The following is a 24,173-nucleotide window of genomic DNA, read 5'->3' on the forward strand; positions in this document are numbered from 1 at the left end:
AATCCTCCATGTCTTGCCACTCGTCCGCTCCACATATGACTGCGCATACAGCAATGATAAGTATATCGAGCAGGTTGTGATCACACATGCCGGGGCAGCGAGGATCAGGAACTTTGGCTAAAAAATCAGCTAGTGGCTGGTACTGCTTGGCTTCCATGCGGATGAACTACTCTAGGAGACTCGAATAAACTGGATAGAGAGTTTACAAGAAATTTATCTTCGAGTGTTCAGATTGATGCAATTGCCCTGGGGTAATATCGCACTACACGGCTTTGTTTTGTTTCCATAGCATTTAGTGTTGTAAGGTCATGGAGATGGCAGGAGGCTAACCATTTAGCCTCCTGGAGAGGTTAACTCATGCAATCAAGCAGCATGGGAGAGATGCGGTTATCTCATTGATTGTTTGATCTGGGACATCTCAGCCAGCGACTGGGCTTCTACAAAGCTATCCAGCCATGCATCAAGGCTTTCAAGGGTATATATAACTTTTTTATCACCTATTTTGAGAAAGCAGGGGCCCTGAATGCCATTGATCTGGCCTTTTGATCGCAACTGATTCAAGTAATTTGCTGACACTCCACAGTAGTGGGCGGCGTCTGGGACATTAAGCCCCCGTTTTAGCTTGGGTGGTTTGTTGGTTTTATCTGCCATACCAGGTCATGCTCCGTGCTTGTTTTTCCAGACTGCTTATTTAGAAAAACACATGAGCATATGATTAACCGTGCACGCATAGGATCAAAACCTCGTACACGGTTATATAAATTATTCTAACAACTGGCAGGGGTTCCGCCCTGAGGTTGCCAGTTATTAGCGGCTATGATCCGTTCATACAGGCGTGAGCCTGGCTTGATGTCTGGATATTTTTCAGCCAAATAGTCTTCGATTTTCTCTTTGGGTGATTTTAAGAGATTTGAACGATCATCTTTAAACTGCCACCAGACATCCATCTGGATATGAAGCTCATTTATGTAACTTGGGTGTGATGGGTTTCGATACGCAGTTTCTTCAGCCAGTTGACTTTCCAGACGTGTTACCGTGTTTTTTTGTTGCTCAAGCTCCTGTTCAAGGTGCTGTTTCTGAATATTTATTTTCTGCAAGTAGTCACAGATTACAGAACTTTCAACTGGCAGCAAAATCTCGGGAAAATAGCTGATTTCGCAACATATTTTTTGTAGCTCTTCACCGTTAATGAAGTTGCAATAATGCTCTTTTCCGTCCCAATCTTTATGGGTTAACCGCCTTTCAACAGCTAATACCCCTTCATCAACCCGACGCCTGATCAGGAGTAAGTATTCTTCAGCTTTCTTGCCTTTTTCAAACAGCTTCAGCTTCCACTGATCGTCAGCATCTTGTGGATAATTGACCATTGCTTCTTCGAACGATTCTGCCCCGATTACTGAGTCCAGAACTTTTTTTTCAAACTCATCACGCAGGCAGTTAATTGTTCCAAAATCAGAGACACCACCCGCATCTGCAAGCCAAAAAGCAGCCTCTTCTTCCTCAAACTCCATCTCATAAATAGGTGTTGTACAGTCTTTCCACTGTTCGTTCATCTTGCCTCCCCTATGTTATATGCACCATCAAGAGCAAAGTTGTCATGATGTAGAAGGGGGCTGCAATGACCAAGAGCAACAAACATCTACAGGCGTAAAAAAATCACATTTGTGTGGGTACAAGGGGTATACCGTTAAGCTGCTATGCATGGGACTCCATGTCCAGCCCCCCCCTGGGACTCTCCCCCCTTCTCTTTTATTCTTCGATCTGGTCAGTAACCGTAAAAGCTTGACTCTTTAGTCCGTTACAATCATCACCAAACTGCTGGATGAAGGTAATCTGGGGTATGTCATTGCCTGTCTTTGAGTATGCACCATCCATTTTGTTCAGTTCGGCGATAGCTGAAGTTGCGGATCTGGGATCGCGCATACGCTGTTCGCCATCAGGCCCTGCAACTGTCTGACTACAGAACGTTGCAATATCCCAAAGGAGCTTACGCTTAGTCTGAGCAGTGATCTGAAGTTCTGTACTCAGGGTTTCCTGCTGTTCCTGAATGGCCTGCGAGATGTCAGCATTTGTCAACAGGCGACTCCCTTGGCTTCGGGCTGTCTTTTCACTGTATCCGGCAGCAATGGCAGCTCTGGTGGCATTCAGATCGGTAAGATATTCATCCACGAAACGACGCTGTTTATCATTCATCACAATCATTCCCTGATCGTATTTTGAACGATTATATCATCAAATATTTGAGCATCACTGCTTAGCAGTGACAGACAGGATTCTTTGGTCGAGTAGTTGCCTGGCTGGTCAAATTACTTATGGAGACTACACTCTAACGGCGTAGTGGAAATGTAGTGGAAAATAAGAGGTGATAGTTTTTCTGAGTTTTATTGCAGGTCGTAACCCATTGAATTTACTGGTGCCGATGAGAGGACTTGAACCTCCAACCTTCGCATTACGAATGCGCTGCACTACCAGTTGTGCTACATCGGCACATCCACCTGAAATTCAGGAACTTTCAATATTAGGTATTGTTTTGAAAAATGGCCAAAATGTAGGTCTATTTTTTTATTATAAAAGCAAGGTTTCTGAGGCCTTGCTAACCGGCCGGTCTGGAGAATAATCCGGCAATGAGATCATTCCCCAGTTTGTCTTTTTTCTTCTGAATTATTCCAGAGTGACCCGGTTGGCTTCTTCGAGGCTGGTGACACCCTGAAGAACTTTCAACAGACCCGATTGACGCAAGTTATTGAAGCCTTCTTTCTGGGCGATCTCGGCAATCTGCAATGAGTTACCTTCCTCCATAATGATTTGCTGCAAAGCCGGTGTGACCTTTACCACTTCATAAATACCGACCCGTCCCTTGTATCCCTTACTGCATTGATCACAACCTTTGGGGCCAAAAATAATGGCATCCTTGATCTGCTCTTCACTGAAACCTTCTTCCAGAAGTGTTTCCCTGGGAATGTCTTTTTCTTCCTTACAGTTACTGCATAAACGTCGGGCAAGACGCTGGGCGATGATCAGGCTGACTGAGGTTGCAATGTTGAATGAGGGAACCCCCATATTTTGCAAACGGGTCAGGGTTTCAGGCGCACTGTTGGTGTGAAGGGTGGACATTACCATGTGACCGGTCTGGGCCGCCTTGATAGCAATGTTGGCCGTTTCCAGATCTCGAATCTCACCTACCATGATGATGTCAGGATCTTGACGAAGGAAGGCTCTCAGAGCCTGGGAGAAATCCATGCCTTGTTTCGGGTTCACGTTGACCTGGTTAATCCCCTCCAGGTTGATTTCAACGGGATCCTCTGCCGTGGAAATATTTCTTTCGGCGGTGTTCAGAATGTTCAGACCGGTATAAAGAGAAACCGTTTTACCAGAACCTGTAGGTCCGGTAACCAGAATCATCCCCTGAGGCTGGTGAAGCGCATCCATGTACATCTCTTTTTGGGCCTCTTCATAACCCAGGGCGTCGATACCCATTTTGGCACTGGATGGATCCAGTATCCGCAGTACGATTTTCTCTCCCCAGAGTGTGGGCAAAGTGTTGACACGAAAGTCGATGGATTTGCTTTTGGATAGACGCATTTTAATACGGCCATCCTGGGGCTTGCGGCGTTCTGAAATATCCATTGCCGACATAATCTTCAGACGGGACGCGATTCTTGGGGCCAGACCTGAAGGGGGCTTAGCGGTTTCGTGGAGAACACCGTCGGTACGAAAACGAACCCGGTAAGTTTTTTCATAAGGCTCAAAGTGAAGGTCAGATGCACCGGTTTTGATGGCTGTCAGCAGCATTTTGTTGACGAATTTAACGACCGGAGCGTCATCGTCTGTACCACCTTCTTCCTCATCGGCGTCTTCTACTGCACCGATTTCAAGATCTTCAAGATTGCCAAACTCATCATCATCAAAATTGGAGAGGGCGTCATCACCGCCATCCAGTAATTTATCGATAAAGCCTTCCAGCTTGTCTTCTTCGACCAGGACGGAGTCCACCATAAGGCCAGTACTGAAACGAATTTCATCGATCGCTGTATGATCACTGGGGTCAACGATACCGACAAACAAGCGGGTTCCCCGCTTCATCAGCGGGATCAGCTTATGCTTGCGAATCAGCTTTTCCGGGATCAGATCCTTTGGAGCATTTTCCGGATCGTAGGCGTTCAGATCCAGAACTGGCATTCCGAACTCTTCAGCCGTGGCCAGAGCAACGTCTTTGGCGTTGAGTAACTTTTCGGTGATCAGGTAAGTGGAAAGGGGTTGTTTGGCTTTTTCAGCCTGTGAGAGTGCGGAGCGGAGTGTTTCTTCGTCTAATAGCTGGTCGACAACCAGTCGAGCAGCGAGTCCTGTCAGAGGTTTATCGGCCATGCCTTGTCTGTCCGTTTTTATATATTTGAATCTGTTCTCTGATTTCTACTATATCAGTACTAAGACGTGAGCTTAAACCGGATATTTCAGAAAGTGTCGATGATCTCGAATTCAACTTTCCTGAAAGAAGATTTTTTGGGTGATATCGTCCACTTGAGAAAAAAGAGGAAGGTGTTATTCAGGTAATAAAAAAAACCATTATCCGAGAGGATAATGGTTTACGGACAGGCAACATCAGGTGTCAGTCCATGTTGATTGCGCTGTCTATCATTTCAAACTCTAAGACCTTGTCTCAGTGTGTGAGACAAGGTCTGTATGTCAGTCTTTTTATTGTCTTGGAGGTAAGGTGAAATGCAGAAGGCGAGTCGAAGCATTCCAGCCCTTTGGTTCCCCATCATCGTAACTGACCAGCATGAATGTTTTCTCTCCCATTGTAGTATCAGGACCCAGGGCGATTGCTTCAAACCCTGTTTGGTGGAAGTTGAACTCGGGGCTATTAGGAATCAGATTTTGTGAGTCGCGATGAGTGCTGTCAAAGACCAAGGATTTGGACATAAAATCGGCAGGTGTCGTCATGAAGACATCGTTGAGCTCATTGTCAACAAACATCTCCTTACCCTTAAAGTCTTTACCGCTGGTCAGGTCCACAAGATAAACACGAGTGATAAAGCGGGAAAGAGTCCCTTGGTAGGGCAGTTCTGTCTTCTCAAGGAACAGGGCCTGTTTGTTATTAAGAACAGCAATATCACTGATTGTACGAATGGGATCGCTCTTGAGCTGCTTTCTAACTTCTGGCTTTAGCGTCAGGAGAGAGAAGTTGTAGAGTTTTTCAGACAGAGTTGATACTTCACCTCTAGCGGGAAGCTCGTCACTGTTCTGGTATTGTCTGGCAAGAAGCTGGCCGCCAGTGGCCAGTTGCTCAGTAGTAAAAGTCACTACCCTGGCTGGTGGGACAATGCCTCTGACAGTCCACTTGGTTGCATCCTGAACCAGTGCTCCCGCAGTTGCAGAAACGTAGTTATAGCTGCCGGGGATATTATCAAGACTTTTTACACCGAGTCCTTTTTGAATACCGTTTAATCCTCTGTGGAATGGAATCCAGTTATTGTTTTCATAATGTTTAGGCAGTTTGAAGGCACCGTCGACCTGTCCTGCTCTTTGGTCATCACTATTAGTCAGAAGGAATTTTGATGACAGACCGACATCATACCAGTGAAAACCTTTGGAGAGCTGCAAGGGTATTTCCCGGAATATATGCAGGAAGGCCGCTGGAACAAGATCCAGAAGGGGGACTGGGAAAAGATCGTGAGCATCATACCAGGCCTTCAAGAAACCATTGTTCCGGGTGGCCATGCTGGTCTCATCACGATTAGCATGTTTGTAGCCATAGCCCGCATAGGCAGGTATATCAAGAGCCCGGTAGTCTATGACACCAGTAAAGTCTCTTTCACTATGACTAGAGGAAATCAGCAATTTTCCGTCTTTGGTCATAGTGATCCCACTGGGAGCAATATGACCATCGTTCAACCAGAGAGGGTAGGCCTGGGCGTTCCTACCTTCAATAATTTGATTCTCAGACACTTCGCTGGGTAAGAATTCGTAGTCATTAGAGGTCTGAGGATTCAGTGTTACCCTGCTCAGATCAACTTTGTAATATCTGGGCTTGGAATAGACGCCCCAACCATTACTGCCTGTAAAACCTGCGCCAGCATCACCAGAGAGCAGATAGAGTGCTCCTGTTGAATCATTTCCGGCAGGAACGAAATGAGCACCGGTAATATGGGTGACCTTTTTTTGGGCGTCTGAAGGCACTAAATGGCTGCCCAAATATTTTACGCCTTTCAGAGGGGCTACTTTTCCTGGGGACTCTGCAGACCAGCCGGGAGCCGCAAGAATGAAACAAAGCGCTGACCCAACCAGGGCACTTCTTCTTTTCATCATTGATAACAACACCTGAAATGAAACAACCCCATAAAGATAGCCATAATTTTTCATTGCGGATGTATTTTTAAGTGATCCTGGGCTAAAGATGGTTTTAAAGTGTCAGTTCAAAGAAGAAAGTATTTAAAAATCTGATAGTTAAGTCAGGATATGGTCGATTTTAGGGAGACTGCCAGAGCCTGTGTCTGGCGCCTCCCAATGCCTATGACTGAGGTTTGAGTCTTCGCTTCCCGCCGTAGGTCTGATGCTTGATAACTTGCCAGCGGCTTACCACTAAGGATGCAAGAATCAGTACGCAACCCGCCAATGCCTGCTTGTCCATGGTTTCTCCCAGCCAATAGAGGCTCATCATAGCTGTCCACACCGGTTCGAGGGTCATAATCAGGGCTGCACTGCCCGCTGTGGAGTTTTTTATACCCCAGGTTTGCAGGGTGTATCGAAAGCCTGTAGCCAGAAATATGGAGGCCAGCAGCCAACCCCAGGATGAAGAGCTGACACTCTCAGGCCAGGATTCTGTAAAAAATGAAACCAGAGAGGCCAGTATGCCCACCATGCCCATCTGGATCGTAGTAAAAGGAAGGGATGGAAAGTTCTGGCCCAGGTAGTTGGTCAGATTGATATGCAGGGCAAAGCCGAAGGCAGAAATCAGAAACAGAAGCTGGGCCGGTTCAAACTGCCAATTACCATCCAGTGCCAGCAAAGCCATTCCGGCAAGAGCAAAAGGCAGAGCCAGAAGGGTCTCAGTTTTCAGATGGCTGCTGAAGAACAACCAGCCAATGATGGGCGCAATAATGGTTAGCATACTGGTAATAAATGCGCCTTCGCTCACCTGGTCGGCACCGTTAATGGCCAGTATCCAGATCATCATGGTGATGCCTTGCACCAGTCCGACCGTGAGAGCATATTGCCACTGTTTTTGATTGAGTCGGAAAAGAGTATGCCAGCAGAAAATAATCAGCAGGAAAAAGGAACCCAGAAAGCGCAATGCCAGGAAAGCTATTGGAGGCAAACCTTCAAGAGCCAGTTTGGTAAATATCCAGCCACTGGCTGCCAGTAAAGTTACCAGCAACATTACGGCGTCAGCCTGGATTGATCGTGACATTTTGCAATGAAGTCCCGGAGAATAAAAAAACAGCCTGATTGTATAGCCGGGATATTGGTTTTGTAATGAGGAGTTATCAGGCTGTTGACTTTTAATGGCGGATCATGGGCTCTAAAGCACTTAAAACTGGTGGTTGAATTCGACTCTCCAGTCCCAGCTGTCATTGACTTCAGTAGCTGAGTAGTTCCCAAACAGCCTTACATTCTGATAAGGATTCATCTGGTAACTGGCAACCAGTTCATGGTGGAAGCCATCCATTCGATCGGACATGTATTCATTGTCGTTCAGTGTTGAGATGTACATGGGGTTGTAGTTTAACCAGACTTTTTCTGTCAGGGTTATTTTGGCGTAGGTGCCTATCACAGCATAAGTTGAGGGCATCGCATACCCTACGCTGCCAATATCACTTTGCTGCCCCCTTATTTCAGCGGAATCACTCACTGTTAAACCAATACCCGCTAATGGATAGAGCTGGACGGCGACCATTGCAGGCAATGCCTGGATAAAACTGTAAGAGGCGTTGCCAGAGCCGGTATCGAAATTCCAATTGATATCAATCTGAGTACCCCGGCCATTCGTAGTGACCAGCTTGAAATTCCGAAATCTCAAGCTGTCTAATGAGTCATCCCCATCCAGTCCCAATAGGTCAGCTCCTAACCCTTTAATCTCAATAATGTTCATGGCCATGCTATCCACTGTGCCTGTGTCATAGGCCAGACCCACTTTGATATTCATACCTTTGTTGGTGACACCAGCGCCTGTCTGTGTATATACGGCAAGAGGGTCGGACATGTCCTGAACTTCGTTGGCTGAAGTGGCTATAGAGACAGAGCAGCAAGCAACAAGCAAAGCGCCGGGCAGTTCGGTTTTAATGTTATTCATAGTCTTCTGAAAGCAATAAAGCGACGGGGACTCCCATTGCATGCATGGGAGTCCTTTGGGCTATGGGCCGTTATCAGTTATAAAGGTGGGCGTCTACGGTTTGTCCCTGATCCGGTCTTGGAACAATTTCGAAGGTCGGGTTGAAGGCCGTCATGGAACTCTGCAGTTTGCCAATCACTTCACAGTCCCCTTTGAGCCCAGCCTGCCCTTTCTCAAACAATGCTTTCAGAGTCGTTCTCTTCAGCAGGATGTCAGTTACATCACTTTTGTTGATGTAGAGCGTGGAGTCAGCAGAGTGAGTTTCCTGAACCTGTCCATTGTTCAGGTTGCCATTGGACATTTCTACAAAGTAGGTTTCATCAATATCCGGAAGAACAATGTTCAACGTGAATGGTTTGTACTGGGCGATCGTGGAGTCAACCTTCACTGCCATGTAGTCCAGCAAACTGCCCATAGTCATTTCCGCAAGCACATCCGGAGAAGCGGTTTTTGGTGTGCCGGGCTGAGTGCCAATTCGCAGTTCTTGTGCTCCGGAAAGATAAGTGTTACGCCAGCCCATAGTCTCTGATTGATAACCCAATTGCTCATAAGTATCAGCCAGCAGCTGTCGTGCAGCTTTGTTGTCAGGCTCTGCTTTAACCGCTTTGTTGAGAACTGTGGCTACAAATCGGTACTCGCCTTTCTCAAAGTCTTTTTGAGCCTTGGCGACTATGGTTTCGACGCCACCCATATATTCCACAAACTTAACCGCTTCTTCCAAAGTAGGCAGTGGGTTGAGGTTGGCAGGATTCATGTCAAAGTAGCCCAGGTACATGTTGTACACGGCTTTAGCATTATGGCTGTAGGAACCGTGGTAGCCATTGGTGTGCCAGGACTTCTGGATTGATTCGGGTAACGCATCCACAACTGCATCACCAATGTCCTGCAAAACTACACCGTTATTGGCCAGTCTCAGGGTCTGGTTGTGAACAATGCCATAGTTGTCCCGCTGCAGTTTCATGAAGTCATTGACTGACTGATTGCCCCAGACCGGAGAAGAGTGAGAGCCAAACAACACCTGGATGTCAGAGCCCCAGGCATTGATCATGGCGTTAATGTCCTTGGACCACTTGAGAGCGTCCCGAACTTTGGCACCGCGCAGTGTGTAGATGTTGTGCATGCCGTGGTACATCATCTCTCCAGTCCACAGGGCCTGACGTGACGGGATATAGGTGGCCATGCCTGCGGGCGCTTCTGTGCCGGCGGTATCGATGAAAGTCATCTCAACACCGTCAATGGTCAGGGTTTCAAACTTACTCTTCTGGTTGAGGCTGTAGTCAGGTTCAACATAAGTGATCTCTCCCTTGCCGTACTCGGATGAGCTGGTGGACATGGCTTTACCTAACCCTGCATCAATCAGCCCCTGCTCACTGGGCGTTAAAGTAGAGCCGTATTGATATGCCGCTCTTCGTGACATGGCATTACCTGCTAATACGTTTTCATCCACTGTCTCTTTGGTCATGTTGTTGGGGGCATAGACCTTGACCTCTGGGAACAGGTTCTTGATGGCTCTGGAACCGCCAAAGTGATCGGCATGACTGTGGGAATAAATCATGGCCACGATGGGAAGGTCTCCCCCTTCTGGCACATGATTCAGAAAGAACCTTGTGGAGATCTCTGCCGCCTGACGTGTAAGCAGGACATCGTAAACAATCCAGCCGGATTCCCCCCGGATAAAGGTAATGTTGGAGAGGTCTGTGCCCCTGACCTGATAGATGCCTTCAGTGACTTCATAGAGACCGGCAGCCGTGTTATTCAACTGTGCCTGACGATAGAGTGAAGGGTTTACTGTATCGGCGACGGCCTCCTGATCAATAAAGTCGTAGTCGTTGCGCATGATGTTGGCAGCGCTCCAGGAAAGAGGTTTGATCAACCCGACCTGGTTACGTTTGAAGGCATCACGATCCTGCCAGTTCAATGTTTTGCTGAAGGCGTTATTGGCTTCAATAGTCTGCTTGGTGGCTGGCTTGCCCTTTGCGTCCAGAGTGATTGCATCATGGTGGCTAGCAAATGCCTGTGTAGATATGGCCATCATGGTGGCCAGGGCTATGATTGTCTTTCGAGCTTTTGAAGGGTGATGCATGTGGCGCTCCTGTCATTTCGTGGAATAAGGTGTCTATGACTTGAGGCCAGTGTATGAGTGCGTCGATTTCGGAAAAATAAACGTCACTTGATTTGATACATCGCACCCATTGATGAGTGCCGGGAGTCAGCAGTGGAAAAGAAGTTTGACCTGAAAATGTTGGAAGTTTTTCTGGAAGTGTATCAGCAGGGCTCCATTACCCTGGCAGCCGATGCCCTGGAGATGACCCAGCCTGGTGTCAGTGGAGTATTAAAAAGACTGCAGGAACAGCTGGATGTGGAGTTGTTTGTCAGGGACGGCAGGGGGATTTCCCCTACTCATCACGCTGTTCGTTTGGCTGAAGATATTGAGCCCGCGTTTGGCAGTGTTTATTCAGCTCTGGAAAACCTGAAGACGTTTGACGTGCATTCTCCTCATCAGTTCCGGGTATTTGCCAATGAACCTATGCTGCAACGATTATTGCCCCGTGTTGAGAACGACCTATCCATGGGGCAGTGCAGCATTGAGTTTCATTTAACGCCCAACGATGAAGAGCAGCTGCTTCATCAACTGAGCTTGCAGAAAGCCGATCTGGCGATCGATGTAGGTGAACTGAACAGTCAATCTTATGAATCAAAGCCATTGTTTCTTGATCAGCTGGTGTTGGTGTGTTCTCACAATCACCCTAGAATTCATGGGGAAATCACTGAGCAGCAATATTATTCCGAGAAGCATATAACGATACAACTCAGGCGCTCCAATCAATATCTGGCTGACTATATTGCCAGAGAAGGGTTGGAGCAGAGAGTTATTGCCGGGGAATGCCACTCATTATTATCAATGATGGCCTTGTTGGCCAAAAGTCATTGTATTGGGGCAACGACCATGTCTCTGGCGGAAGAGTATGCGGATAGTTTTGGCCTGCAGATATTAACGCCACCTTTTACCTTTGAGCCTGTCGCACATCGAATGCTCTGGCATAAGCGCAGTAATGATCATGCTGCTCATCAATGGCTGAGAAGAAAGCTTCAGGAGTTGGTAGGTTAAAGCAATCGGTAATGAATAGAGAAAATCACGGTCACTGATTTTTTGTTAGGTGGGGGGAGAGGCAGTGAGCGCTCAATAGCTTTGAGGCTGCTGGTTTCAAAAGCTTTTTTGCCTGCCAGCATTCGGGCTTTGGCCAGAGTGCCATCAGGATTGATTTCAGCTTCCATTTTGACTTCTCCTTCCAGACGTCTTCTTTTAGCCTGATAGGGGTAAGTTTTGTTTCTGTTGATACGGTATTGGAGCTGAGCAGTCCACTGTTGAAATTCATCCGAGTCATTATTGTTGCTTTCGGATGCACTCAGCTGATCTTCGGGCACTCCTTGAATGGGCAAACTGGTCACCGAGGCGGGAGGTTTTGGTGGCTTTATTTGTCTCTCTTTTTTAGTTTCCGATGGCTCTTTTTGAATCACTTTCTGGCTGCTTTTGGTAACAATAGCCTCTTTCTTTTCAACGCTTTGCTGCTCTTCTGTCTCTTCTATTTCCTCTGGCCTTTCGATTTCAGGCTCTTCGGTCTGATCCTGTTGGGTATCTTTTTCTTCAGAAGGAAGGGTTAAAGAAGTTTGATGGGAGACCAGTTTGATTTGGATTCCTGGTTTTTTTGGTGCCGCCACTCGGTCACCTCCGGCAAAGCCCAGAAGTGAGGCATGGAAAATCACTGAAAGGGCCAGGGGGAAAACTAAATGCCTGATAGCGGGAGTCCCGTTCCTTGATTGGCAACCCAGAGAGCATAGCAGCTCTATCATGGCCCATAAAAAAAGCCCTGGCAGAAGCAGGGCTTTTTCAACAGTTCAGGCAGCTTTACCGGGCTATGAAAATGCCAAGGCCCGGTATGACGAAGAAGGCCAGCAGCAGGTAAAGGAATGCGTATGCGCGATTCTTTGTGGCCAGGTCAGACAACCTTTCTGCAGCATAGAGTGGGATCTCACGCAGCCACTTGATGCCATAGATGATGCCTACGGCAAACAGGTTGAAGAACAAGTGTACCAGTGCAATGGTCATTGCATGGGTGGCTTCGGCACCGACAATGGCCGTTGCAGACAGCAGGGCGGTGATGGTCGTACCAATGTTGGCACCCAGGGTTACAGGGTACATCTGACGTACTGTGAACACGCCACTGCCTACCAGAGGCACCATCAGGCTGGTGGTGGTAGAAGAAGACTGAACCATGACGGTCATGACAGTACCGGAAGCGATACCGGAAACAGGACCACGGCCAATGGACTTGTGCAGAACATCTTTGGCACGGCCTACCATAACCTTCTTCAGCAGCTTGCCCAGTCTTACCACAGAACTGAAGATCAGGAAGATACCGATGGCGATCATAGTCAGGCCACCCAGTGTGGAATCGGGTAATAGGCCCGCGAATTCCTTAACAATGTTTACGGCTGGCTTGGTCAGGGGCTTGACGAAATTCAAGCTGCCCATATCGACAGAGGATCCACCTACCATAGCGGCGGCTACATGCTGGGAAAGTCCACTCAGGAAGCCTGTCATCAGTTCCAGAGGCAGGATGATCAGAACCGCCAGATAGTTAAAGAAGTCATGAACGGTCGAAGCAGCAAAGGCACGCTTGAAGGACTTGTCACAACCAATATGACCCAGGCTAACCAGAGTATTGGTGATGGTGGTACCAATGTTGGCACCCATGATCATGGGGATTGCCATTTCTACGGGCAGGCCGCCAGCTACCAGGCCTACAATGACGGAGGTCACTGTACTGGATGACTGAACCAGCGCTGTTGCGAGGGTACCAGCAATCAGTGCCAGAACGGTATTGTTGGCAAAGCTGAACAGTTCGGCAGCAGCTTCTGCACCGCCTACGGCCATTTTAAAGCCTGAGCCAACAACGCTGACTGCAACCAGCAGGGCATAAATCCAGAGGAGAACCCTCATCCAGATTCGTCCATAGTGTTTGCTGGTTAGTTTGTAGTCAGCTTTGCTGCTGGCTTTACTTGTTGCTTCAGACATTTTCTGCACCTTGGTGCTGTGTGAATAAAGATGGTGGCGAAAATATAGGTCTTTTGTTTCAGTAATATTACAGATGTGACATTTTTCTGAAATATTTAAAAAAGACCTCAACTGTCCCGGTAGCGGCTATTACTTCTGTGCCCATTGAGACAGTAGGCTTACTACATAAGGGGTTTGTCAAACATCTGCACTTTGACGACTTCTCCTGCATCGACATTGCCCTGAGAAGCAGGCAAAACAATGTAACAGTTGGCCATGCTCATGGATCGGAGTATGCCCGACCCCTGACTGCCTGTGGTGACGACTTCAGCTTCGCCTTTCTCGTTGGTTGAGAGAATTCCCCTCTGGAATTCCAGGCGGCCGGGTTGCTTCTTGAGAGGAGTGCGACATATTGCTGGTAGTTCGCTGGCAGGGAGTCGTTCAGCCCCCATCATATGGCGTAAAGCGGGTGCCGCCAGTTGTTGAAAGGTCACCGTGGCAGAAACCGGGTTCCCGGGAAGTCCGAAGAACACGCTATTGGGAAGCTTACCAAACGCAAACGGCTTGCCGGGTTTGATGGCCAGTTTCCAGAAGGAAGTATGGCCTATTTCATTGAGAATATCTTTGACAAAGTCTGCGTCACCGACTGAAACCCCTCCCGAGGTAATCACGGCATCTGCCTGGCGGTCGGCTTCAAGAAAAGCTTCCCTGATGGCAGACTTGTCATCTCTGATCTTGCCAAGATCAATGATCTCAGCGCCCAGACGTTTCAGCATGGCAGCGACTGCAAACCTATTGCTGTCGTATATCTCGCCTTGTCCCAGAGACTCTCCCGGCAGCTTCAGTTCATCGCCGGTTGAAAAGAGCGCTACTTTAATACGGCGTGTCACGGGAATATTGGCCACTCCCAGAGATGCGAGCAGACCGACATCCTGAGCTTTGATGACATGTCCTTTCTGAAAGACCTGACAGCCTCTGGTGATATCTTCACCGGCTAAACGAACATTGTTGCCTTTACTGCCAGGCTTTTTGGTAAAAATAATGCCTTGTTCAGTCTTCTCTGTCTGTTCCTGCATGATGACGGTATCAGCACCTTCGGGAATAGAGGCGCCGGTCATGATTCTTATGCAGTGACCTGCAGGCAGATCGCCCTGATAGGGATGCCCTGCCAGAGACTGACCTGCAAGAGGCAATACTTCATGATGCTCAAGGTCGCTGAAGCGAAAGGCATATCCGTCCATAGCCGAATTGTCATGAGATGGAACATTCACGGGTGACACCACATCGTTAGCCAGCACGCGATCAAGACAGTCAGGCAGGGCAACGGTTTCTGAATCTGTAATGACAGGGGTTTCCGTCAGTAATCTTGTCAGCCCTTCATGCAATGGCATCAACCCGGGTGCAGAGCAGCAGTCTGTCATTGGGAAATCTCCTTGAAACGGTTTTTAAAGCAATAGATGAATTCAGCAATTTGTTCCGGCTGATTGAGGTTCAGCTGGGGAATTCCGGGCTCATCCTCTAACGGCTTGTCCCAGGCTATGGCAATAATGTTGGGATCTTCCGGGTAGAGCAGGGGGCGATCCAGCCCGCAACGATGCAACTCAATTTTCGGGAAGTCCGCATCTCTGAAACCTTCAACAATCACCAGATCAAGGCGGTTGCAGTCGAGCAATTGCAGCTCATTGATAAGGTCAGGGTCAGACGACTCTGATTTCTCGGTATAACAAATGGACCTTTCAGGAGTACTGAGTACCAGCTGACAGCTGCCTGCCTGCCTGAGTCGATGACTGTCTTTTCCCGGAGTGTCCGGATCTACGCTGTGATGTGATGCTTTAACAACGCCAAGCCTTAGCCCTTTTGCTCCCAGCCATGGAATCAGTTTTTCCAATAGAGTGGTTTTACCGGTACCGCTGTATGCTGCAAGCCCAATCACAGGCAAAGGGAAGGATTGCAGAGAGGGGGTTGGCATGGGCATTCCCAGTACTCTTTGTTGTAAACACAGGTCGTCAAAAAATGTTCATTGCCCTGAGCGACTATTGGGGGATGTCATTCGCTCGTGGCTGTCATTAGCTCATGGCTGTTTCGTGCGCAGAAGTCTATTGGAGTATCCATCGCTACTCAATGATTCTTTGTTATCAAGTAAAGTGATGCCTGCTATAAGTCTTTCTTCCAGAGAAAACAGTCGTGCAGACAGGGTGAGCATTAGCTTTAGAATGTTCCGCAATGGCGCGGTAATGGCAGTATTTATGCCATTAAAAATCGTCCTTTTGGACATGGCTATTTGCCTGGGTTGGCGTTAGGATGTGAGCCAATTCAAAATGAATTAAGCGCCGAGCTTCGCAACCTAACCCAAAGAGGCTGGTTGAAACGTAATGGATCGGCAAAAAATCCAGAAAGACCGGCCAGATTCATCGATCAATTTGATTAAATAGATGAACTATTCGCACAAATTGATCGATGAATCTGACTCGCTCTACTGAATTTTTTACTCGACCCCTACGTTTCAACCAGCCTCTGAATCAGGTAGTAATCCTGAAGGCATGGTTGTGTAGCCGTAACCCTTAAGATGTTATCCGATGGGTTGCCAGGGTTCATACAGAAATGTCTGGGCCTCCCGTGTTTGGAAAGGTGTGAGATGCGACCACTACATGATCCTCAGGGACGAACGTTTCCCTATCTCAGGCTGTCTCTGACAGACCTGTGTAACTTCAGTTGTAACTACTGTCTTCCTGATGGCTGTGAAGAGCACCATCACAAGCAGTCACTCAATGTCTCTGAAATAAGACGACTGGTGGCGGCTTTTGCGGCAGTAGGTGTTGAAAAGATTCGCCTGACCGGCGGAGAGCCCACTCTGCGTAATGATTTCAATGAAATTGTCAGCACCATCAAATCCACCCCGGGCATCAAAAAAGTGGCCATGACTACGAATGGCTACAAGATGGACCAGAGAGTTGAGTCCTGGCTGGCAGCCGGTGTGGATCAGCTCAACGTCAGCATTGACAGTCTTGATCCGAGAGCTTTTGAAGCAATCACCGGACATGATCGTTTACAGGAAATACTGGCCGGTATCGAAAAAGCATTTGCTCATGGACTGCCTTCCATTAAGGTGAATGCGGTATTGATGAAAGATGTTAATGATATCCAGTTGGGTGCGTTTCTGGATTGGATCAAACATCAGCCGATCAGCATGCGCTTTATTGAACTGATGCAGACAGGCGACAATGGAAGTTTTTTTAATCAGTATCATGTGCCAGGACAGCAGATCAGGGATCAACTGTTATCTCAGGGCTGGGTCAGAATGACCCGAAAAAAAGATGCTGGTCCGGCTTATGAGTACTGTCATCCTGACTATCAGGGACGAATTGGTCTGATTACGCCTTACTCAAGAGATTTCTGTAAAGACTGCAATCGTCTGAGGGTCAGTAGTCAGGGGCATTTGCAACTGTGCCTGTTCTCGGAGTCCGGTCACGACCTGCGTCATTTATTGCAGGATGACTCTCAGCAGGAAGCGTTGATTCAGGAAATACGTTCTGTGCTCAGACTGAAAGTGGATGGTCACTTTCTGGACCAGGGCTATACCGGTGGTACTCATAATCTTGCCCAGATTGGTGGCTAATGGGTGGAAAGCTTCCAGGAAGTACTGCCGGTGAAATATAAATACCGCCGTATACATTCTGTTTAAGGTGGGTATAATGCCGCCCGAAGATTGGCCTGATGACTTTTTATTAGTTGTGAGTATTTGGCCAGTCTGCATCTGACTGTCTGCGGTAACCTTCCTGATGACTCATACGATCTTTGATACCCCTCTTGTTAATACCCTCTTTCGTTTTATCTCTACGGTTGGTCTTAAGCTGACTGGCTGGAAGCTCTCTGGTAAAAAGCCAGAAGCCAGAAAGTATGTTGTCATCGCTGCGCCCCATACCAGTAATTGGGACTTTGTACTGGTGATGGCTATTGCCTTCAAATTTGGTATCAAAATCTCCTGGATGGGTAAGAACAGTCTCTTCAAAGGACCTCTGGGCCCTATCATGCGTTGGATGGGCGGCATTCCGGTAGAGCGAAGCAAGAATACCGGTCTGGTGCAGCAAATTGTTGACCGTTTTAATACCTCTGAAGATCTGATTGTGACCATTCCACCAGAAGGCACACGAAGCAAGGTTGGCCAGTGGAAAAGTGGCTTTTATCATGTGGCAGCCGGTGCAGGCGTCCCCATCGCATTGGGCTTTCTGGATTTTAAAGTCAAAGAAGGTGGCTTTGGGCCCTTGTTCTACCCTACCGGTAACTACAAAGATGACCTGAAAGAGATTCAGGGTTTCTATCAGGGAATGACCGGAAAGATCCCGCATCAGTTCTGAAAAAGGTTTTTCATAGTAAATAGCCATGAGCGACTCTGCTGCGGGTCAGTCTGGCTTTCCGAATCAGCCAATGCACAGATGTCCTGCTCCAGCTTGGGGGAAGCCACTTCTGCCATAAAAGCACTACGTTGGGAGCCTTTCAGAATCTCTGCGGCTAGCTTGATGAGTTGCTTGCACTCGGGGTCAATATCGACGGAAGCCATGATTACAGATGAATTAAGCCTGAAGGGTCAGGTAAAGAATACTCTTGTAAGTTTCACGGTGCTATTACCTTAGCGGTCAGCCTCCTGGGAGCTCTCGTCGACAGTCAGTATGAAAATCTTGTCAATCTCTGCTCCTTCGTAAGGACCGGACATGATGGTTCTGCCATCCTCCGGGAGGACTTCCAGCGGGTCATAGTGTTCTGCTCCGATCGGGAGAGTCTGATTGCCGCTTAAGGGATACCCCCACCCAGAGCCGTTCATTGTATTGTCCGGGTCAGATACCCAGATGAGGTGTTGACCATGATCATTCTCAATACCCGCTACAGTGACCGCATGAAAGCTGCCTGCCCACCAGTAATCCCCCCAGCCTTTCAGGACGATGATAACCACATGGTTGGTTTCCATCATGACCTGATGGATAGCGGAATACATTGTGTACAGATTTCTGTTGTTGTCATCAGGCAACCCCAATTGACGATTGATGTAATCGTGCTCCTCTAAAAGGAGATCTATGTATCTCAGTGCTTGTATCTTGAGTTGCTTATTGCCTGCGGGTTTAAAGTCAAGCCGTTCAGGGGAGCGAAATGAGCTCTGACGCTGGAAGGCCATAACACATGAGTTCTGGGTATAGAAACTGTTATAGCAACACTGTGATACCGAGCTTTTCAGAGAGGCTCTTTCAACATAGTTTTCGAGCATGGGGCTCGGGCTCTGAGTACTCCAGATAACCATATCTTCCAGCAGGTAGATGGCCCTTTCCAGCCAGCTTCTGTTTTTATGTCTGGTACCGAGCTGAGTGAAGTCAAACAGCATGAGGCCAAACTGTTTTTCCAGAGCATAGAACGCATTGGTCAGAGCCGTATACATACAGTAACCACCATCTGCTTCATGCCACTCGCCATTATCATAGCCAGGAGAAAGGGGAAGTGGAGGACTACCCGGAGGATTAAAACGTTCAGGGCCACTCTGCTGGTGCTGATAAAAATCAGGCACGTGAGGGCGAAATACGGACTCAGCCCTGAGTGTACTGGTGCCCATGAGGGCGGAGAGCAAAAAACAGCTGAGTATGAACCAGCCAAGCGTATTACTTTTGCGATCCATGCAAAGTTGTCCTTTCTTTATTTATCGAGTTGACTTAATAGACAAGGCAGCTCTGAAAAAGTTCTTTCCGGGATCTGACAGGCTCCCGGCTTCCTGCATTGGCTCCTCCAGCAAGAACATAAGCTTTTAGGCTTTATGCAAACTCTGGAGTTGCTGGTATCAAGCCATTAAATGTATCGTCCACATTAATCAAAATAACGGCATCGTCAGGAATTAAGCTGATTAATCCGCATCTTATGGATAGATTGCAGCTCACCGCGGAACAAGGAAGTAGTCACAAATGATGATAGAGCTGCATCTTCATAAAGAGTTGTAGCCATAAACCCCTGCTGCGCGTCGGCTAAAAACAGCCTGTACGTTTGAAATACAGCTATCTATGTTGAACAAATAGCGATAGAATGACCGGCCTTTTATGGGAGAGCCGCTGAAACTGGCGGCCTCTCAAGATGTCCGGGTACTCCGTTTACCTCTGTGATCGGCTTGAATTAGTGAATTCTCATCGGATGCCGATCCTGCCAGTTCTTTCGAGATCTTCAACGAAGTCATGGACACCAAACTGCCATGAGTGGAAAGGCCGCCATTTGTTAATGAACCTGGCGGCCAGAACATGGTCAATAATCACTGCACGTTACGAAAAGGATCGTGCGGTGGATCAGTGTGCATGGGAGCTTGCTATTGCCAGCTCAAGTCGCAAGGTCCGGAAAGAGCGGTCACCGATCCCACTGAATTGTTCAAGTTAATCAATAGCTTGGCTGATCACGGGAGCCTGTCCTGTTCTGCTGAACATTACTACCGACTTTCTGCGTGCGACTGACCCCCGGATGATTGCTCACGGCTTAAGACCGGAATCTGCTTCCGGCTGCCAGTCAGAGTGTCTACAGGGAGAGCACTGATCGTATCAATGCCTAATTTTTCGGAGCACTTGATGTCTGAGAACGACACAACCCCTACTGAGTCAATGATTACCTTTGCTGAACTGCCCCTTTCTCCGGCGGTGATCAAGGCAGTTCAGGATGTCGGCTATGAAACGCCTTCTCCTATCCAGGCTCAGAGTATTCCCCAAATTCTTGAAGGTCGCGACCTGCTGGGACTGGCTCAGACCGGTACCGGTAAAACAGCGGCTTTCGCCCTGCCTATGCTGTCCAAGCTGGACCTTAGTTCCAGTGAGCCACAGGTTCTGGTTCTGACTCCTACACGTGAGCTGGCTATTCAGGTGGCTGAAGCTTTCCAACGTTATGCCCGTCATATGCCCGGTTTCCATGTACTGCCTGTCTACGGTGGTCAGGATATGCGTGGTCAGCTGAGAGGCCTCAAGCGTGGTGCACACGTGATTGTGGGTACTCCTGGTCGAGTTATGGACCATCTTCGCAGAGAAAGTCTGAAGCTGGATTCCCTGAAAGCGGTCGTGCTGGATGAAGCGGACGAAATGCTGCGTATGGGCTTTGTTGATGACATTGAATGGATCATGGAACAGACGCCTGAAGAGCGTCAGGTTGCCCTGTTCTCTGCCACTATGCCTCGACAGATTCGCAAGATTGCTGACACGCACCTGAAGAATCCTGCCACGGTTGAAATCAAGGCCAAGACTGCCACTGTTGACACGATTACCCAGAAGGTCTGCATGGTCAGCGGTTTCCACAAGCTGGATGCGTTGACACGTATTCTGGAAGTTGAACCTTTTGATGCCATGATTATTTTCGTGCGCACCAAGACAGCTACCGTAGAGCTTGCTGAAAAGCTCGAAGCTCGTGGTTTTGCTGCCGCAGCTCTGAATGGTGATATGAGCCAGGGTCTGCGTGAGAAGGTGGTAGACCGACTCAAGAAAGGTTCTCTGGACATTCTGATTGCAACGGATGTTGCAGCACGTGGTCTGGATGTAGAGCGTATGTCTCACGTAGTGAACTACGACATTCCTTACGACACAGAAGCTTATGTTCACCGTATTGGTCGTACCGGCCGTGCTGGACGTCAGGGTGTGGCTATTCTGTTCGCTACTCACCGTGAGCGTCGGATGCTGCGTTCTATTGAGCATGCTACTCGCCAGCGTATTGAAACCATGCGTCTGCCGTCTATGCGTGACGTGCGTGATATGCGCATCCGTGCCTTCAAGGAAGAGGTGGTTAAAACCCTGGAACTGGGTGAAGAACTGGATGCTTTCCGTGGTGTTATCGCTGAACTGGAAACTGAGCACGCACTGAGCCATGAAGACATGGCTGCTGCGCTCTGCTTTATGGCTCAGAAAGATCGTCCATTCCCGGATGGCAAAGAACCTGAACGTCCTCAGCGTGAACGTCGTGAGCGCAATGACCGTGAGCGCAATGACCGTGATCGCGGCGAAAGAGGCGAGCGTGGTGCCCGTCCACGTCGTGACCGTAAAGAAGACAATGAAGGCATGGTTCGTTACCGTGTAGACGTTGGTCGTGATCAGGGCATTACACCGGGAGATCTGGTGGGTGCTATTGCCAATGAAAGTAATATTTCTGGCAAGAACATTGGTCATATCCGTCTGTTTGATACCTGTTCTTCTATCTATCTGCCAGAAGGTGTGGATGCTTCCACTCTGGATTCTCTGAAGAACGTTAAGGTTCGAAACAAGGCGCTGGACCTGAAGGTCTGGGTTGATGATGGTCGTCGTGAGAACTTCCGTCCTCGTCGTGGCCGTGGCCGTGACGGAGAAGGTTTCAAAAGAGATCGTGACAACCGTGGTGGAGACAAACGTCAGGGTTCACGCAGGCCGCGCAGAGACGCTTAAGTCTGAACAGAACCATTGATTAAGAAAAAGCAGAAGTCTGGTACTTCTGCTTTTTTTTTATGTAGAGTAATGCGAGAAGGAACCAAATAGCACTGGCCGAAGAAATCATTTCCACCCACTTGGGCATGAAATGATTTTCACGGTACACTGCCAGGTAATAATAAAAAAGGAGGTCTCGTTGATGTTGTATGTGTCACAATCCGGTTCGAAAGGGCGAGGCGTCTTTACCAGTAAAAAAATTGACAGAGATACTGTCATCGAACGATGCCCGGTGCTTGAACTGCCTCCTGAAGATGTCGAGCATATTGATCAAACTGAAATATATAATTATTACTTTTCCTGGGGAGAAGAACTGGATTCAGCGGCCATTGCATTGGGGTTGGGATCCATTTATAACCACTCTTATACACCTAATGCTCTCTATCGGTTTGATATGGATGACAGGGTTATTGAATTTATTGCCATTAAAAAAATTCGGTCAAATGAAGAGATTACTATTAATTATAATGGCTCTCCTAATGATCAGTCGCCTCTTTGGGATGGCATTAAATGGGAGGAGTGAATTTAATTTTTTAATGAGTAAGTGCTCAGTATTTTATGAATGATTAATCAAATTTGAAGTAAATATACGTTCGTTTTTTGGTTAACTAAATGGTTTGTTTTTTTTGGATTTATTACTAATCTCCTCCGGATGCGGTTTGGGAAATAGTAATGAACAGAATACTAAATCATTTTTCATCTTTTATTTTATTGTTAGCGCTTGCAGCTTTTTCAAAAGTTTCTTATTCAGAAGTCACTTCTAAAGAAGAGTATGATGCAGCGGAGTATTCAATGCATTCGGCATACTCAGCGCCAGCTGAAATGAGCGTGACTCTAATTACTACTGCCGCAAAGACTGTTTCTTATTATAAAGTCTGTCAAAAGTTGGCTGAACCATTGGATGAAATACTTGACTCGCACGGTGAAGGTGTAAGGCGAAGGAAGTTTTTTCCGGAGATGTTAGCCCATACTGCAGTACACCTTCCGGTGAGCATTGTAGCCGAAGAGCCTGAAGAGATGTGCCTTCTCATTGCGCCAGTGGCATCCGCTGGTGACTTGGTTGTCAATACGGTTATCGATCAGATCAAAAAAGATGGAATATGGAAATCGATTTTAAAATATTCGGCAGCCGGTGTTGTTATTTTTCATTCAGGCAATGATCTTGAAATAAACAGTTTTGATGAAACCAAGACAAGAGCCAATGCCCTGGCTTCATTTCTAAATGCAGGACTGCTGGTATTAACGACCGATGGCTTTGTGAATATGGCAATGGATTCAAGTCTAAGCAGAGAAAGAGATAATCCTGATGATGATGAGGATATGAAATTATTCTGGAAGGACATTTGTGATACCTGGCAGTATTTTATTATGGATGCGGGCGCTGGGGTAATGAGCCATCATTTCACTCAAAAAGCACTTGCTCATACTCATTTAGGCCAGGTTAAATCAGAGGCCATTTCACTGGTTGTGGTTCCGGTTACAACGGAAGGGCTGGGAAGAATTGCCGATGTTCTGAATTATACCGGGAATAGTGTTGGAGGAACCGGTGGACTTCTTAATTACAGAACTATGGCTGGAGGTGCCGCTCTAGTTGGAGCAGTCGTCTATGACGGTGGCTTTTACCTGACAAAAAAAGGTATCAGCAGATGCATGAAGAACCCTGCCTCTCGCAGAGACAGTATGGATGCAATAGTTGATGTCGAAAAAGTGATGGAACCTCTGGTTGTTATGATTTTTGTTTCACACCTGGATGAGTTTCCGGAGTGGCTTTATAACTTGGCCACTCAAAGTTACACCGATAATGGTGCCACGGTGGGCATTACTGTTCTGGCAGTTCTTTTCGGTATAACAATGAGTGAGGGGCTTTTGTATCAGCCAAAACATAAAGGCTTGTCGTTTGCAGCTAAAACAATTCTGACAGCCTCTGGAGCTTATCTCTATAGCACTTATGATTCGATCGCGAATGATGCTGAATACAATGAGTCTCTGGCTGGTCAGAACTGGCTCTGGCACTGGCTGGGCAGTGGGTTGTACAAAATCTATGAGAAAGTCCCTTCATTTTACCATCTTATGGGGGTTCATGAGCAGAGTGAGTCTCTTCCAATATGAAATGAGCCTGAAGAAGGGGCTGGTTTCTAACATGAAATGAGCCGACTTCAGCACTGTCGTTCATGATGAGGATATGAAAATCATCATGAACACCCATTTCATCAAAACCCTGGAGGATGTAAGAAGCCTCCTTTCACAAGCAGACTGTCTGGAGCCCGGCTGGGACTCCAAGGACGAATGTTACCGTTGGATTGAGCTAACCCTCAGCCACTTCAAATACCGTTCCCTG

The 24,173-nt window shown here is 47.7% G+C and carries 22 protein-coding genes, 1 tRNA gene and 1 riboswitch; of the genes, 6 read left to right on the forward strand and 17 right to left on the reverse strand.

What is annotated here, in order from left to right; all coding sequences use genetic code 11:
* The 10 genes from WG89_RS32845 to WG89_RS03190 form a co-directional block, all read right to left on the reverse strand.
* Nucleotides 1–157, reverse strand: a 157-nt coding sequence (locus WG89_RS32845) for a transposase family protein (protein ID WP_172806694.1), incomplete at its 3' end; no start/stop codon positions are given.
* A 230-nt stretch (nt 158–387) separates the two neighbouring features.
* Nucleotides 388–651 (reverse strand): helix-turn-helix transcriptional regulator, encoded by a 264-nt coding sequence (locus WG89_RS03150; RefSeq protein WP_062261130.1) that lies wholly within the window; start codon nt 649–651, stop codon nt 388–390.
* Nucleotides 652–767: 116 nt separating this feature from the next.
* Complete coding sequence (locus WG89_RS03155) at nt 768–1,553, reverse strand: hypothetical protein (RefSeq protein WP_062261133.1); 786 nt, start codon at nt 1,551–1,553, stop codon at nt 768–770.
* 196 nt (nt 1,554–1,749) lie between these two features.
* Nucleotides 1,750–2,193 (reverse strand): terminase small subunit, encoded by a 444-nt coding sequence (locus WG89_RS03160; protein WP_245662863.1) that lies wholly within the window; start codon nt 2,191–2,193, stop codon nt 1,750–1,752.
* Between the two features lie 218 nt (nt 2,194–2,411).
* Nucleotides 2,412–2,487 (reverse strand) — tRNA-Thr (locus WG89_RS03165).
* A 174-nt stretch (nt 2,488–2,661) separates the two neighbouring features.
* Nucleotides 2,662–4,365, reverse strand: coding sequence for a type IV-A pilus assembly ATPase PilB (gene pilB, locus WG89_RS03170; RefSeq protein ID WP_062261139.1), 1,704 nt, complete (start codon nt 4,363–4,365; stop codon nt 2,662–2,664).
* A gap of 327 nt (nt 4,366–4,692) precedes the next feature.
* Nucleotides 4,693–6,306: an esterase-like activity of phytase family protein gene (locus tag WG89_RS03175; RefSeq protein ID WP_172806695.1), complete on the reverse strand. Its 1,614-nt coding sequence runs from the start codon at nt 6,304–6,306 to the stop codon at nt 4,693–4,695.
* Nucleotides 6,307–6,508: 202 nt separating this feature from the next.
* On the reverse strand, nt 6,509–7,408 hold the full coding sequence (locus tag WG89_RS03180) for a DMT family transporter (protein ID WP_079253627.1): 900 nt from the start codon (nt 7,406–7,408) through the stop codon (nt 6,509–6,511).
* A 120-nt stretch (nt 7,409–7,528) separates the two neighbouring features.
* The gene (locus tag WG89_RS03185) at nt 7,529–8,290 is read right to left on the reverse strand and encodes a hypothetical protein (RefSeq protein ID WP_062261150.1); all 762 of its coding nucleotides are present in this window, start codon (nt 8,288–8,290) and stop codon (nt 7,529–7,531) included.
* A 73-nt stretch (nt 8,291–8,363) separates the two neighbouring features.
* Nucleotides 8,364–10,412, reverse strand: coding sequence for an alkyl/aryl-sulfatase (locus WG89_RS03190; protein WP_062261153.1), 2,049 nt, complete (start codon nt 10,410–10,412; stop codon nt 8,364–8,366).
* A 132-nt stretch (nt 10,413–10,544) separates the two neighbouring features.
* Here WG89_RS03190 and WG89_RS03195 point away from each other — a divergent pair, with 132 nt between their 5' ends.
* Nucleotides 10,545–11,438, forward strand: a complete 894-nt coding sequence (locus tag WG89_RS03195; RefSeq protein ID WP_062261155.1) for a LysR family transcriptional regulator — start codon at nt 10,545–10,547, stop codon at nt 11,436–11,438.
* Here the strand turns inward: WG89_RS03195 and WG89_RS03200 are convergent.
* The 5 genes from WG89_RS03200 to WG89_RS31065 form a co-directional block, all read right to left on the reverse strand.
* Entirely contained in the window at nt 11,435–12,094 is a 660-nt protein-coding gene (locus WG89_RS03200) for an energy transducer TonB (RefSeq protein ID WP_062261158.1), read from the reverse strand. The genes WG89_RS03195 and WG89_RS03200 overlap by 4 nt on opposite strands.
* 142 nt (nt 12,095–12,236) lie before the next feature.
* Nucleotides 12,237–13,406, reverse strand: coding sequence for a Na/Pi symporter (locus WG89_RS03205; RefSeq protein WP_062261162.1), 1,170 nt, complete (start codon nt 13,404–13,406; stop codon nt 12,237–12,239).
* Between the two features lie 161 nt (nt 13,407–13,567).
* The gene (moeA, locus tag WG89_RS03210) at nt 13,568–14,806 is read right to left on the reverse strand and encodes a molybdopterin molybdotransferase MoeA (protein WP_062261165.1); all 1,239 of its coding nucleotides are present in this window, start codon (nt 14,804–14,806) and stop codon (nt 13,568–13,570) included.
* Nucleotides 14,803–15,354 (reverse strand): molybdopterin-guanine dinucleotide biosynthesis protein B, encoded by a 552-nt coding sequence (gene mobB, locus WG89_RS03215; protein ID WP_062261168.1) that lies wholly within the window; start codon nt 15,352–15,354, stop codon nt 14,803–14,805. Before mobB ends, moeA begins: the two co-directional genes overlap by 4 nt.
* Nucleotides 15,355–15,456: 102 nt before the next feature.
* Nucleotides 15,457–15,660, reverse strand: coding sequence for a hypothetical protein (locus WG89_RS31065; RefSeq protein ID WP_062261171.1), 204 nt, complete (start codon nt 15,658–15,660; stop codon nt 15,457–15,459).
* Between the two features lie 206 nt (nt 15,661–15,866).
* A riboswitch (molybdenum cofactor riboswitch) is annotated at nt 15,867–16,032 on the forward strand.
* Here WG89_RS31065 and moaA point away from each other — a divergent pair.
* Both moaA and WG89_RS03230 read left to right on the forward strand, forming a co-directional pair.
* Complete coding sequence (gene moaA, locus WG89_RS03225; protein ID WP_062261174.1) at nt 16,021–17,001, forward strand: GTP 3',8-cyclase MoaA; 981 nt, start codon at nt 16,021–16,023, stop codon at nt 16,999–17,001. (Overlaps the previous riboswitch by 12 nt.)
* A 163-nt stretch (nt 17,002–17,164) precedes the next feature.
* Nucleotides 17,165–17,740 (forward strand): lysophospholipid acyltransferase family protein, encoded by a 576-nt coding sequence (locus tag WG89_RS03230; protein ID WP_062261178.1) that lies wholly within the window; start codon nt 17,165–17,167, stop codon nt 17,738–17,740.
* Here the strand turns inward: WG89_RS03230 and WG89_RS03235 are convergent.
* The gene (locus tag WG89_RS03235) at nt 17,731–17,943 is read right to left on the reverse strand and encodes a hypothetical protein (RefSeq protein ID WP_062261181.1); all 213 of its coding nucleotides are present in this window, start codon (nt 17,941–17,943) and stop codon (nt 17,731–17,733) included. The genes WG89_RS03230 and WG89_RS03235 overlap by 10 nt on opposite strands.
* 69 nt (nt 17,944–18,012) lie before the next feature.
* On the reverse strand, nt 18,013–19,044 hold the full coding sequence (locus WG89_RS03240) for a hypothetical protein (RefSeq protein WP_062261185.1): 1,032 nt from the start codon (nt 19,042–19,044) through the stop codon (nt 18,013–18,015).
* 925 nt (nt 19,045–19,969) lie between these two features.
* On the opposite strand from WG89_RS03240, the gene WG89_RS03245 reads away from it, so the two are divergent.
* From WG89_RS03245 to WG89_RS03255, 3 genes are all read left to right on the forward strand, one after another.
* The gene (locus tag WG89_RS03245; protein WP_062261193.1) at nt 19,970–21,796 is read left to right on the forward strand and encodes a DEAD/DEAH box helicase; all 1,827 of its coding nucleotides are present in this window, start codon (nt 19,970–19,972) and stop codon (nt 21,794–21,796) included.
* A 181-nt stretch (nt 21,797–21,977) separates the two neighbouring features.
* Nucleotides 21,978–22,358: an SET domain-containing protein gene (locus WG89_RS03250; RefSeq protein WP_062261188.1), complete on the forward strand. Its 381-nt coding sequence runs from the start codon at nt 21,978–21,980 to the stop codon at nt 22,356–22,358.
* Nucleotides 22,359–22,507: 149 nt separating this feature from the next.
* Nucleotides 22,508–23,944: a hypothetical protein gene (locus WG89_RS03255; protein WP_153301403.1), complete on the forward strand. Its 1,437-nt coding sequence runs from the start codon at nt 22,508–22,510 to the stop codon at nt 23,942–23,944.
* The last annotated feature ends 229 nt before the right edge of the window (nt 23,945–24,173 follow it).

Source organism: Endozoicomonas arenosclerae (assembly GCF_001562015.1).
Classification (GTDB): Bacteria; Pseudomonadota; Gammaproteobacteria; order Pseudomonadales; family Endozoicomonadaceae; genus Endozoicomonas_A; species Endozoicomonas_A arenosclerae.